This window comes from Sinorhizobium sojae CCBAU 05684 (assembly GCF_002288525.1).
Lineage (GTDB): Bacteria > Pseudomonadota > Alphaproteobacteria > Rhizobiales > Rhizobiaceae > Sinorhizobium > Sinorhizobium sojae.
In genome coordinates, this window is sequence record NZ_CP023067.1 from 445,779 (window position 1) to 457,129 (window position 11,351).

General features: G+C 62.6%; 13 protein-coding genes. 7 read left to right on the top strand and 6 right to left on the bottom strand.

The window, feature by feature from the left end; genetic code table 11:
• Positions 1–146: 146 nt before the first annotated feature.
• Positions 147–1,304 (bottom strand): PA0069 family radical SAM protein, encoded by a 1,158-nt coding sequence (locus tag SJ05684_RS02135; RefSeq protein WP_034852149.1) that lies wholly within the window; start codon positions 1,302–1,304, stop codon positions 147–149.
• Positions 1,305–1,475: 171 nt separating this feature from the next.
• Here SJ05684_RS02135 and SJ05684_RS02140 point away from each other — a divergent pair, with 171 nt between their 5' ends.
• Positions 1,476–2,009 (top strand): glycosyltransferase family protein, encoded by a 534-nt coding sequence (locus SJ05684_RS02140; RefSeq protein ID WP_034852150.1) that lies wholly within the window; start codon positions 1,476–1,478, stop codon positions 2,007–2,009.
• A gap of 289 nt (positions 2,010–2,298) precedes the next feature.
• On the opposite strand, the gene moaB is transcribed toward SJ05684_RS02140, so the two are convergent.
• The 4 genes from moaB to SJ05684_RS02160 form a co-directional block, all read right to left on the bottom strand.
• Positions 2,299–2,841, bottom strand: a complete 543-nt coding sequence (gene moaB / locus SJ05684_RS02145; protein WP_034852152.1) for a molybdenum cofactor biosynthesis protein B — start codon at positions 2,839–2,841, stop codon at positions 2,299–2,301.
• A 6-nt stretch (positions 2,842–2,847) separates the two neighbouring features.
• On the bottom strand, positions 2,848–3,759 hold the full coding sequence (locus tag SJ05684_RS02150; protein WP_034852153.1) for a 4-(cytidine 5'-diphospho)-2-C-methyl-D-erythritol kinase: 912 nt from the start codon (positions 3,757–3,759) through the stop codon (positions 2,848–2,850).
• Positions 3,760–3,763: 4 nt separating this feature from the next.
• Positions 3,764–5,596 carry a tetratricopeptide repeat protein gene (locus SJ05684_RS02155; RefSeq protein ID WP_034852418.1) on the bottom strand — a complete coding sequence of 611 codons (1,833 nt, stop codon included), beginning with the start codon at positions 5,594–5,596 and terminating at the stop codon, positions 3,764–3,766.
• 153 nt (positions 5,597–5,749) lie between these two features.
• The gene (locus SJ05684_RS02160) at positions 5,750–6,766 is read right to left on the bottom strand and encodes a polyprenyl synthetase family protein (protein ID WP_034852154.1); all 1,017 of its coding nucleotides are present in this window, start codon (positions 6,764–6,766) and stop codon (positions 5,750–5,752) included.
• 112 nt (positions 6,767–6,878) lie between these two features.
• Between SJ05684_RS02160 and SJ05684_RS02165 the strand changes: the two genes are divergently transcribed.
• From SJ05684_RS02165 to SJ05684_RS02185, 5 genes are all read left to right on the top strand, one after another.
• The gene (locus SJ05684_RS02165; protein ID WP_034852156.1) at positions 6,879–7,100 is read left to right on the top strand and encodes a putative signal transducing protein; all 222 of its coding nucleotides are present in this window, start codon (positions 6,879–6,881) and stop codon (positions 7,098–7,100) included.
• Between the two features lie 49 nt (positions 7,101–7,149).
• Positions 7,150–7,929, top strand: coding sequence for a tRNA1(Val) (adenine(37)-N6)-methyltransferase (locus tag SJ05684_RS02170; protein WP_034852157.1), 780 nt, complete (start codon positions 7,150–7,152; stop codon positions 7,927–7,929).
• Between the two features lie 75 nt (positions 7,930–8,004).
• Positions 8,005–8,871, top strand: coding sequence for a S49 family peptidase (locus SJ05684_RS02175; RefSeq protein WP_034852159.1), 867 nt, complete (start codon positions 8,005–8,007; stop codon positions 8,869–8,871).
• A gap of 101 nt (positions 8,872–8,972) precedes the next feature.
• Positions 8,973–9,164: a hypothetical protein gene (locus SJ05684_RS02180; protein ID WP_034852161.1), complete on the top strand. Its 192-nt coding sequence runs from the start codon at positions 8,973–8,975 to the stop codon at positions 9,162–9,164.
• Between the two features lie 104 nt (positions 9,165–9,268).
• Positions 9,269–10,231, top strand: coding sequence for a glycine--tRNA ligase subunit alpha (locus SJ05684_RS02185; protein WP_034852420.1), 963 nt, complete (start codon positions 9,269–9,271; stop codon positions 10,229–10,231).
• Between the two features lie 39 nt (positions 10,232–10,270).
• Here the strand turns inward: SJ05684_RS02185 and SJ05684_RS02190 are convergent, their stop codons facing one another.
• Positions 10,271–10,462: a hypothetical protein gene (locus SJ05684_RS02190; protein WP_034852163.1), complete on the bottom strand. Its 192-nt coding sequence runs from the start codon at positions 10,460–10,462 to the stop codon at positions 10,271–10,273.
• A 326-nt stretch (positions 10,463–10,788) separates the two neighbouring features.
• Between SJ05684_RS02190 and SJ05684_RS02195 the strand changes: the two genes are divergently transcribed.
• A complete protein-coding gene (locus SJ05684_RS02195; RefSeq protein ID WP_034852165.1) occupies positions 10,789–11,337 on the top strand; it encodes a LemA family protein in 549 nt (182 codons plus the stop codon).
• Positions 11,338–11,351: the final 14 nt, after the last annotated feature.

The window sequence follows — 11,351 nt, forward strand, 5'->3', positions numbered from 1 at the left end:
CACCTACTGCATGTCTCCGTGAATTGACCTCGATTTGAGGACAAAGACATTGATCTTGCGCGTCCGATAAGCTGGGCGGCGAAGCGGCGCCCGCGTGAGAGCTGCCGTCCGTTGCCGCCTCGGTGCCCCGGAGATGCGCGGCGACCTCAAAGCAGCGACAATTGCATGCCCATTCCGAGTGGGGGCACGAAGAGATCGTTGCGCAGCTGGCGGCGCGTGAGATTGAGGCCAAGCCGCTTGGCGGCGAGTTCGAAGCGCCGGCCGATCTGCCAGGCATAGGGGCCGGCGCCCTTCATCCGCTTGCCGAACTCCGCGTCATAGTCCTTGCCGCCGCGCATCGAGCGGATCAGCGACATCACGTGCCTGTAGCGATCAGGATAATTTCTCAACAGCCAGTCCCGAAACAGTGGGCTCACCTCCAGCGGCAGGCGCAGGAGCACATAGCTGGCCTCGGCAGCGCCGGCCGCCTTGGACGCGTCCAGTACGCGTTCGATTTCGTGGTCGTTCAAGGCGGGAATGACCGGCGCAACCAGGACAGCCGTTGGAATACCGGCCTCGGATACCGCGCGCATCGCCTCAAGTCTTTTGGCCGGCGTCGAGGCCCTGGGCTCCATAGTGCGTGCAAGCTTCCGGTCGAGGGTGGTCACCGAAATGCCGACACGCGCGAGACCCTTTTCCGCCATCGGTGCAAGCAGATCGATGTCGCGCGTCACCATGGCCGATTTGGTAACAATCATCACCGGGTGGTTGGCCGCCTGGAGCACTTCGAGTATTTGGCGCATTATGCGCCATTCCTTTTCGATCGGCTGATAGGGATCGGTATTGGTGCCTATCGCGATCGGCCGCAACTTGTAATCCGGCCGCGCCAGCTCTCGCTCCAGCAGGCGCGGGGCGTCCGGCTTGGCGAACAGCCTGGATTCGAAGTCGACGCCCGCAGAGAGACCCATATAGGAATGGGTGGGCCGCGCGAAGCAATAGATGCAGCCATGCTCGCAGCCGCGATAAGGATTTACTGAGCGGTCGAAAGGGATGTCGGGGGATTCGTTGCGGGTGATGACCGACCGGGGCTTCTCGATCTGGACCTCCGTTATGAAGGGCGGCAGATCCTTGATGGTCTGCCAGCCGTCGTCGAAGGTTTCACGGGTTACGGGCTCGAAACGCCCTGACATGTTGAGGCCGGCGCCGCGCCCGCGGCGGCGATCGACATCGATCCTGATGCCGCTTCCGGTCGCAATGGAGTCGGCGATCTCGGCGCTGTTGCCCGGCGCAAACGCGCCCTGCCTGAGTTGAGACAGTTCGTTCATGGAAATCTCCTCGAACCGATTGGCGACTCTGTTCCGTTCTGATTATTTTCCTAGCGCAGGTAATGGAACAAAGCAAGAACAAAATTATTCGGTCGCGCAATCGGAGCGAGGCGATTGGCTTTGCCCCTGTAATCTTGTGGTATTTTCCTCTGCAATACGCTAGGAACGGCCATGCTGACGATCATTATGGAAACGCGGGACAGCGAAGCGGAGCTAGCGCAAACGCTTTCCGCCCTTGTAACGGGTGCCGTGGAAGGGCTCGTCAGCGACGTCATTATTCTCGATCACGGTTCCAAGGACGGCTCGATGCATGTCGCCGACGCCGCCGGCTGTCGCTTCTGCCTCGACTGGGACCTCGTCGATGTCCTGCGCTCGGCACGTGGCGAGTGGCTGATGCTGCTCGAGCCGGGCGCCCGCCCTCTTGGCCGCTGGGTCGACGAGCTCCTCGAATATGTCTCGCTCAACAAGGCCCCGGCGCGCTTTTCTCCATCGAGAGTGCACAAGCGGCCTCTGCTCAGCCGCCTGTCGAGGAGGGCGCCTCCGCTCGAGGCTGGGTTCTTGATGCGCAAGCTCGACGCCGTCGCAATGGCGCGTGCCGATATGCGGTTGAGCGATATCGCCAATGCGCGTTCGGTGTGCAAGCTTGGGACCGAACTCGTTCCGGCCTGGGTTGCGCAAAGCCACCGGATGGCGGAGCGCGCCTGAATCGGGCCGGTAAAAAGCCGGGCCAACACGGAATAGGGGTGTGCCTTTCGGCACCCCCGAGTCAACGCTTAAATCATCTTTTTCGCGAAATGTCTTTGCCATGCACGCCCCTTTCCAAATGGCATGCATGTTGTATGTCTCCTGTTTCCCAACATATCCGGGAAAGAGGCGTCGTCGCATTCGTTCAAAGCGGAGAGTCGCTGCCTGCTGCGGCCGCTTCGCTCGAAGCTAACGGGAAAAATGTAGCGGCTCTTTCCGCCGGCGGCTGTTCCAAAGGGAACAGGCCTCCTCAGCTGCGCTTCAGGTGCTCGTCGAGCCGTGGCATGATCTCGACGAAATTGCATGGCATGTGCCGGTAATCGAGCTGCTGTTTTAGGATTCCATCCCATGCATCCTTGCAGGCCCCGGGCGAGCCGGGAAGCACGAAGACAAAAGTCGCGTTGGCAACCCCGCCGGTTGCTCGAGACTGGACCGTCGATGTGCCGATCTTGTCATAGGAGATGCGGTGGAAGACCTCGGAAAAGCCGTCCATGCGCTTTTCGAAGAGCGGCTCCAGCGCCTCCGGTGTCACGTCGCGACCGGTGAAGCCTGTGCCGCCGGTGGTAATGACGACGTCGATTTCGGGGTCGAGCGTCCAGGCTTTCACCTGGTCGAAGATCTTCTGCCGCTCGTCCGGGACGATTGCGCGCGCTTTGAGGAGATGACCCGCTTCGCGGATCCGCGCCTCGAGCGTATCGCCGGACTTGTCGTCCGCGCGTGTGCGCGTGTCGGAGACGGTCAGGACGGCGATGCCGACGGGAATGAAGCGGCGAGTCTCGTCGATGCCCGGCATCTGGCCTTATCCTCTTTTTCCGGCGGTGCGGCTGGCTAGAACGTACCACCCCGTATGAGCGGCGGAAATACGCCGTGCAGCCGCAGCCGCCGCTTCGTCGCTGCTGAACAGGCCGAAGCAGGTGGCGCCCGAACCGGACATGCGCACGAGGTCTGCGCCCGCCGCGCTCAGGGCGTCGGACACGTGTTCGATCGCAGGTTCCAGGGTCCGCGCCGGCGGTTCCAGGTCGTTACGCATGCCGGCCAGAGCGCTCAGCCACTCCTCGGTCGTTTCAATGCCTTGCGGTAGCGCCAGCGGTGGGTTCGCCTTTCTGGCAAGCATGCTGAAGATCATCGGCGTTGACACGGCGACGAGCGGGTTGGCGAGCACGATGGAGAAGGACGGCAGATCGGCGAGCGGGGTGATCACTTCGCCGATTCCCTTTGCCAGAAGTGCCCGGCCTTCCAGACACATCGGCACGTCGGCACCGAGCTCGAGGGCGAGCTCATTCAGCCTCTCGGGCTTGATGCTGGCATTCCAGAGCGCAAGCAGCCCCTTGAGCGCCGCTGCGGCGTCTGCCGAGCCCCCGCCAATGCCGGAGGCGATAGGTACGTTTTTTTCGAGATGTAGATGAACCGGGCCAGCGGCTGCTCCTCGCCCGGCAAGTTCCCGGCGCAGGAGATCGCGTGCGCGAAGGACCAGATTGCCATCACGGTCATGAGCCGAGGTCGGCAAATCCAGCGAGAAGCGGCCCGAGACCGTGAAGCGGTCAGTCTCCGCCGGCGCCAAGCCCACTCGGTCGCCGTGATCGGCGAAGGTGACCAGACTTTCGAGTAGGTGGTGGCCGTCGGCACGCTGGCCGACGACATGCAGCGCCAGATTGATTTTGGCCGGCGCCGCACAGTTCAGTGCGAAGCCGGAGAGGTCGCCAGCCCGCATTCTATCAAGATTTCTTGTCCGATGCGGCGGTTTCCGCGGCGCCCTTTTTCGGCAGGGTCTCCTTGGCATCCGCCGCGGCCGGAACGTTCTGCTCGAGCAGCGGCAGTCCGTTTTCGATCTTTGCCTTGATCTTCGGGATTTCCGCTTCCTCAGGCTCCAACTCCAGCGCCTGGTTCCATTGGAACACCGCCTCGAGCTTGCGTCCGACCCGCCAATAGGCGTCGCCGAGGTGATCGTTGATCGTCGGATCTCCGGCCATCAGCTCCGCCGCACGCTCGAGCTCGTCCACCGCCTCGTCGAAGCGGTTCATGCGGAAATAGGCCCAGCCGAGCGAATCGACAATGTAACCGTCGTCGGGCTTGAGCTCGACCGCCTTGCGGATCATCTCCAAGCCCTCTTCGAGGTTGATGTTCATGTCGACCCAGGAGTAGCCGAGATAGTTCAGAACCTGCGGCTGGTCGGGATTGAGCTCCAGAGCCTTGCGGAAATTCGGCTCTGCCTTCTCCCAGAGCTTCTGGCGCTCGTAAGCAATTCCGCGCTGGAAGAAGACGGTCCAGTCGCTGCGGTTCGGAACCGGCCCGATCGCCTCGACCGCGCGGTCGTAAAGCTCGCCCATTTCCTTGTAGGCCTTGGCATCGGAAAGCACGCTGCCATAGGCAAGATAGTTGCGGATGTTCTTGGGATCGAGTTCGATCAGCCCCTGCAGATGCTTCTTCGCCTCGTCGACCTTGCCGATGCCGGCAAGGGCGAGGCCCAGCTGCAGTTCCGAGACGCGGCGCATCGGCGAGTCTTCCGGCACGCTCTTGTAAAGTGCGATTGCCTCATCTTCCTTCTTCAGGTTTTCGGCAATGCCTCCCAGCATCACCAGGACATCAGCACTGCCGGGATCGAGCCGGCGCGCCGTCTGCAGGTAGAGCGATACGATGTCCTCGGCCCCCTCGCGGTTGAGCGCGCCACCGATCGAGAAAAGCACGGCAGCCGCGCCCTGCACGGCCGTGCGCACCTGCTGCTCCTGGTGCTTGCCGTCTTCGATGCTCTTCCTGAGCGCCTCGAGAGGGGTGTAATTGTTGACGAGGTTCTCGCCGACTGAGACCGTATCGAGCGCCTTCTGCTTGTTGCCCTCGCGCGCCTCGAAGCGCGCCAGCGCCTCGACCGCACGCATGAAGGTGTCCGGCGCGGCACCTCCGCCTTCCCGGTCTAGAATGGCGTCGTTCAGCCGCGCACGCGCCGTCGCCTTGTCGCCGGCGGCCAGAGCAATCGCTCCGGCATGATAGTTCTTGAACACCCGGAACCATTCCGGCCCGTCGAGCGCCTTGATCTGCGCAAGCGCTTCCTTCGGTCTGCCCTGACCGAATTTCGCCCAGGCGGAGAGCAGAGTGCTCATCAAACGGTCGAGGTCGTTGGGGCCTTCATATTTCAGCAGCTTCTGCGCCGTGCGGTATTCGCGTTTGCGGATCGCGTCGATCGCGCGCACGATCGTGGTGATCCGTTCGACGGCCCGATCGGATTTCAGCTCCTCGGCAATCTTGACGCCTTCATCGAATTCGCCGCCGATCAACAGCGTGATCATCAGGCGCTGCTTGACGTCCCGGTTGTCCGGCTCGAATTGCAATGCGATTCGGTAGAGGTCTGCCGCCATCGCATAGTCGCGATCGACGTCGGCCGTCCGCGCCGCCAGGAAGGCGCCGGCGAAGGTATTTGCGCTCCTGAGGTCGAAAGGTTCGGCGTCCTCGACCGCAGTCGCTTCTTCAGCGAAGGCGTAATGGCTGCCGGTCGTCGCCACGAGGGCCAGCATTGCCGCGCCGCTGAGAAGGCGAAGGAGTTTGTTCTGCCGCATATCAAACCTTTCGTTGCCGAGGGTCCGGCGCATTGCGCCATCGCTCATTGCTGCGGAGTCGATTGGAAGATCCGGACGCAAGTCTCAAAAAACAGAATGGCTTTTTTGGCGCAGCCCGGCAAGAAATTCCTCAAGGAAACGCTGATGTGCGGCTCAGCTCACCCGTTCGATGCAGAAATCGATCACCTCGGTTAGCGCCGACTTCCAGGGGGAAGCCGGCAGGGGCGCGAGCGCATCGCGCGCGATCGTGCCGTAGTGCTGGGCGCGCGCAATCGTATCGGTCAGCCCGCCGTAGCGGTGGATGAGGCCGAGCGCCTTTTCGAGATTGGCCGCATCGCTGGCGCCGCCTTCGATGGCTTCGCGCCAGAAGGCGCGGTCCTGCGGCGTGCCGCGACGATAGGAGAGGATGACCGGCAGCGTGATCTTGCCCTCGCGGAAGTCGTCGCCGACATTCTTGCCGAGATCGCTCGACGAGCCACCATAGTCGAGAACGTCGTCGACGAGTTGAAAGGCGAGGCCGAGATTCATGCCGTAGGACTTCAGCGCGTTGCGATCGGCCTTGCTCGCAGCCGCAACGATGGGGCCGACCTCGGAGGCCGCGGCGAAAAGCGCGGCCGTCTTGGCGCGGATCACCTGCAGATAGTCGTCCTCGGTGGTCTCCATGTTTTTGGCCACGGAGAGTTGGAGAACTTCACCCTCCGCGATCACCGATGCGGCGGTTGACAGCACGTCGAGCGCATCCAACGAACCGACATCCACCATCATGCGGAAGGCCTGCCCGAGCAGGAAGTCTCCGACGAGCACGCTCGCCTGGTTGCCCCAGATCGTCCGCGCCGTCGACTTGCCGCGCCTGAGATCGCTTTCGTCGACCACATCGTCGTGCAGAAGCGTCGCCGTATGCATGAACTCGACGCTAGTCGCGAGCTTGACATGCGCGTCGCCGTCATAGCCGAACATCGAAGCGGCGGCGAGCGTCAGCATCGGCCGCAGGCGCTTGCCGCCCGAGGAAATCAGGTGGTTGGCGACCTCCGGAATCATCTGCACGTCGGAGCCCGCCTTGGAAAGAATAAGCTGGTTGACCCGCTCCATGTCCGACGCCGTGAGCCCGACGAGCGGCTTCACGGACGCCTGTTTGTTTTTATTGTCTTCCAGCGGTATCACTACGCCCAACGCCCCGGACTCCTGTTTCTTGCTCGGTTGTGACAATAGTAAAGAGGTGGCTTGTGCGGCAAGAGGCGAATTGCCTCGCCCGCTGGAATTTGAGGGAGGAGACCCGATCCCGATGAAGGAACTCATCCGCACCAACGATGCCGTCGTTCTCTCCTTCGCAGAAAGCCTGATGAAGGATGCCGGGATCGCCTGTTTCGTCGCCGATCGCGACATGAGCATCCTTGAAGGCTCGCTCGGCCTGCTGCCGCGACGCTTCCTGGTGGCCGAGGAGGATGCCGAGCGGGCTCGGCGCATTCTGATCGAGGCGGGTCTGGAAAAGGAGCTGCGGCAGTGAATGAGGCATCTCCGCGGACCGGCCGCTATGCTCGCGCCGAGTGGAAACCATGACGACGGCGATCAAGGAAACCGTGGATGCATTCCACCGCGGCGGCTTTCACCTGATCCAGCCGCTCGGTCAGGGGCATCGCTCCGGCATGGATGCAATGCTGCTTGCGTCCCTCGTTTCCTGCGACGGCGCTTGCCGCGTCGCCGATCTCGGCGCAGGGGCGGGGGCGGCCGGCATGGCGGTCGCCTCGCGCGTCGAATTGGCTGAGGTGCTGCTCGTCGAACGCTCGCCGATCATGGCGGACTTTGCCCGTCGCAGCCTCGCATTGCCCGCAAATTCGCATTTTGCGGCACGCGTCGCCGTTCTCGAGGCGGATGTGACGCTGACCGGCAAGGCACGCACAGCGGCCGGCTTTGCCGACGACAGCTTTGATCACGTCATCATGAACCCGCCATTCAACGATGCCGCCGATCGCCGGACGCCGGATCGCCTGAAGGCCGAGGCCCATGCGATGAGCGACGGTCTGTTCGAGACCTGGATCAAGACCGCGGGCGCGGTCATGAAGCCTGGTGGGCAGCTTTCGCTGATAGCCCGGCCGGAGTCGATTGCCGAGATCATTGCGGCCTGTGGCCGCCGCTTCGGCGGCATCGAGATCACGCCGCTCCTGCCGCGCGCCGGCGAGAACGCAGTTCGTATCCTGGTGACCGCGATCAAGCAGAGCCGCAAGCGATTGGCGCTGCGCGCACCGCTCGTGATGCACGGGGAGGGGACGCACCGTTTCTCCACGGAAGTCGACGACCTCAACAACGGCCGAACCGCTTATCCTCGTCGGCGATAAACGGCAAGTACGGCATTGCGTTTGCTGCGGCAGTGCATACATGCAGGGTCAAATTTCGTATGAGCAGGAGTTGAAATGGCCGGGTTCTTTAAAAAATTGCTTCCGAGGCGTTTTCGCACCGACGGGCTAACGATCCCGGCGATCCGTCTCCACGGCGCAATCATGGCGGGGGGAAGCCAGTTCCGTCCTGCTCTCAATCTCGCGACCGTGGCGCCGCTACTTGAGAAGGCCTTCGCCGTCAAGGAGGCTCCGGCCGTTGTCATCTCCGTCAACTCGCCCGGCGGCTCACCGGTGCAGTCGCGCCTGATCTACCAGCGTATCCGCGATCTCGCCGAGGAGAAGAAAAAGCGGGTCCTGATCTTCGTCGAGGACGTGGCAGCCTCAGGCGGCTACATGATTGCGCTTGCCGGTGACGAGATCATTGCCGATCCGAATTCGATCGTCGGCTCGATCGGCGTCGTGTCCGGCGGCTTCGGCTTTCCGGAGCTGTTGAAGAAGATCGGCGTCGAACGCCGCATCTACACGGCTGGCGAGAACAAGGTGGTCCTTGATCCATTCCAGCCGGAGAAGGAGCGGGACGTCGAGTTCCTGAAATCCCTTCAGCTCGATGTCCACGACACCTTCATCGAAATGGTCAAGTCCCGGCGCGGCACGCTGCTGAGTGACCATCCCGATATTTTCTCGGGTCTCTTCTGGACCGGCCGGCGCGGGCGGGAGCTTGGCCTCGTCGATGGCCTCGGCGACATGCGCGGAGAGGTCAAGAGGCGCTATGGCGAAAAGGCGCGGCTTGAACTCATCCAGCCGAGCCGCAGCCTCTTCGGGTGGCGCCAGCCGGGGGCGGCGGTCGCGGGGTCTCTTGCGGCGCCACTCGCCGCATCGGCTGCTGCCGGACTTGTCGAGGTGATAGAAGAAAGGGCGCTATGGGCGCGCTTCGGGCTGTGAGACCCACGGCGACAAATGTTGGTCAGCTGCGCACTGCCCGATCACGGAATTGCTGCTCCAACCGGTATTATGTCTGATCCGGCAGGCGCAGAGGAGGAAACATGCCGCAGATCATCCTGCTCTTGATCATCGCCGCTATCGCCTGGATCGGCTACCGCAAGTTCATTGCCGATGCCGAGAGGCTCACGCGCCAGAGCGAGCGCCTGCGCCGGGAACGCGAGAGCGGCGCCGATGGAACACTCGTCAAAGACCCGAAAACCGGTGAATACCGCCTCAGGCGCGACGACGAGTGACAATTGCCCAGGCCGAGGCGTAAGCCGTGGATCGGCCAAGGCGCTTGACCCTTGTTCTCCGGCATGGCACCTGTCGCGGCAAATCGAAGAATTCGGACGATCCCATGACCGCTGCCCCCCTCCCGGACCATATGAACCCGAAGCGCTCGTTCCAGGCCTTGATCCTAACGCTGCACAACTATTGGGCGGACAAGGGATGCGCGGTGCTCCAGCCCTATGACATGGAGGTCGGCGCCGGTACCTTCCATCCGGCGACGACGCTCCGCGCGCTCGGGCCGAAGCCGTGGCGTGCGGCCTATGTTCAACCCTCGCGGCGTCCGACCGACGGCCGCTACGGAGAGAACCCCAATCGGCTCCAGCACTACTATCAGTACCAGGTGATCCTGAAGCCGAACCCGACCAATCTCCAGGAACTTTACCTCGGCTCGCTCGAGGCGATCGGCCTCGATCCGCTGCTGCACGATATCCGCTTCGTCGAGGATGACTGGGAAAGCCCGACGCTCGGCGCGTGGGGCCTTGGTTGGGAGTGCTGGTGTGATGGCATGGAAGTGTCGCAGTTCACCTATTTCCAGCAGGTCTGCGGCATCGAATGTTCGCCGGTTTCCGGCGAACTGACCTATGGCCTCGAGCGCCTGGCGATGTACGTCCAGGGCGTCGACAATGTCTACGACCTCAATTTCAACGGCCGCGAGGGCGCCGAGAAGATCACCTATGGCGATGTCTTTCTGCAGGCGGAGCAGGAATATTCCAGGCATAATTTCGAATACGCCAACACGGCGATGCTGCATCAGCATTTCATCGATGCGGAGAAGGAATGCCTGGCGCTTCTTGCCGCCGGCGCGCCCGGCGACGGCGGCAACGATCGCCTGCACAAATGCGTCTTGCCCGCCTATGACCAGTGCATCAAGGCGAGCCACGTCTTCAATCTTCTCGATGCGCGCGGCGTGATCTCGGTGACGGAGCGCCAGAGCTACATCCTGCGCGTGCGCACCCTCGCCAAGGCCTGCGGCGAGGCTTTCCTGCTGACCGATGCAGGCGGTGCGAATTGCAAACAGGAGGCGGCCTGACAAGGTTGGTGGGCGCCGCAGGGGAGGCCCGGTTTGCGATCAAATCAGATCGCCGTTTTCGATATGCTGGACTGGCTTCATGAGGGGAGAGGCGCCGGCCTGCAACGCCCTCGCATAGGTTTCCAGCGCGCGGCGGACGCCGTCCGGCCTCTCGACCTGCTCTACGCTCGCATAGGCAACGAAGAGCCCCGCAAAGGCGATCGCGTTGATGAGAGTTGCGAGCGATTTCATCGGGGAGCCCTTGCGTCCTAGCGTTGTTGATAGATCGACTATCCCCCAATTGCGGCCCAGTCGCCGTTACCGGGGATACAGGCCGGACGGCAGCCAATTCGATGAGCCGGCAGCAGCCGCGGCGCATGTGGAACGCCCGCTCCCTCGTGCCGCTTCAATTCGGGCAGCGCCTTCACGCGCTTCGTCGGAATGTCGCTGAAGCTGCCCGTGCGCCGAGTGCGGGGTCGCGGCAGCGCTTTGAATCGCTGCAGGCTTTTGTTCGTTAATCGATTTCGATTCGAGGAATCATGCAGTAAGCTCCGGCGGGTGCAAAAGGAGGGTTCTTCATGCTCGGGCTGGCAATCGGTGTCGCCGTGATCCTTTATCTTGTCTACGTCTACAACAGCCTCGTCAGGGCGCGTCAGATGACGCAGGAGGCCTGGTCCGGCATCGACGTGCAGTTGAAACGCCGCGCCGATCTCATCCCCAATCTCATCGAGACGGTGAAGGGCTATGCGGCGCACGAGAAGTCGACGCTTGAGGAGGTGGTCGCGCTGCGTAACCGGGCACAGGCAGTGCCGGAAGGCGACGTAGCCAGCCGGGCCTCCGTCGAGGGTGCGCTGTCGCAGGCGCTCGGCCGCCTTTTTGCGCTCGCCGAAGCCTATCCCGACCTGAAGGCCAACCAGAATTTCGCCGAACTGCAGCGTTCGCTGGAGACGATCGAAGGCGAGATCCAGATGTCCCGCCGCTATTACAACGGCGCCGCCCGCGACCTCAACGTGAAGGTCGAGAGCTTCCCGTCAAACCTGGTTGCGAACATATTCCGCTTTGCCCGGGCCACCTACTTCGAGATCACCAACGAAGCGGATCGTGCCGTGCCGTCGGTCAGGTTCTGATGCGTGCCGCGGTG

What these genes read in the sequence shown, in the direction of transcription:
- SJ05684_RS02135 (WP_034852149.1), bottom strand. Translation starts at nt 1,304, where the DNA reads ATGAACGAACTGTCTCAACTCAGGCAGGGCGCGTTTGCGCCGGGCAAC.
- SJ05684_RS02140 (WP_034852150.1), top strand. Translation starts at nt 1,476, where the DNA reads ATGCTGACGATCATTATGGAAACGCGGGACAGCGAAGCGGAGCTAGCG.
- moaB (WP_034852152.1), bottom strand. Translation starts at nt 2,841, where the DNA reads ATGCCGGGCATCGACGAGACTCGCCGCTTCATTCCCGTCGGCATCGCC.
- SJ05684_RS02150 (WP_034852153.1), bottom strand. Translation starts at nt 3,759, where the DNA reads ATGCGGGCTGGCGACCTCTCCGGCTTCGCACTGAACTGTGCGGCGCCG.
- SJ05684_RS02155 (WP_034852418.1), bottom strand. Translation starts at nt 5,596, where the DNA reads ATGCGGCAGAACAAACTCCTTCGCCTTCTCAGCGGCGCGGCAATGCTG.
- SJ05684_RS02165 (WP_034852156.1), top strand. Translation starts at nt 6,879, where the DNA reads ATGAAGGAACTCATCCGCACCAACGATGCCGTCGTTCTCTCCTTCGCA.
- SJ05684_RS02170 (WP_034852157.1), top strand. Translation starts at nt 7,150, where the DNA reads ATGACGACGGCGATCAAGGAAACCGTGGATGCATTCCACCGCGGCGGC.
- SJ05684_RS02175 (WP_034852159.1), top strand. Translation starts at nt 8,005, where the DNA reads ATGGCCGGGTTCTTTAAAAAATTGCTTCCGAGGCGTTTTCGCACCGAC.
- SJ05684_RS02180 (WP_034852161.1), top strand. Translation starts at nt 8,973, where the DNA reads ATGCCGCAGATCATCCTGCTCTTGATCATCGCCGCTATCGCCTGGATC.
- SJ05684_RS02185 (WP_034852420.1), top strand. Translation starts at nt 9,269, where the DNA reads ATGACCGCTGCCCCCCTCCCGGACCATATGAACCCGAAGCGCTCGTTC.
- SJ05684_RS02190 (WP_034852163.1), bottom strand. Translation starts at nt 10,462, where the DNA reads ATGAAATCGCTCGCAACTCTCATCAACGCGATCGCCTTTGCGGGGCTC.
- SJ05684_RS02195 (WP_034852165.1), top strand. Translation starts at nt 10,789, where the DNA reads ATGCTCGGGCTGGCAATCGGTGTCGCCGTGATCCTTTATCTTGTCTAC.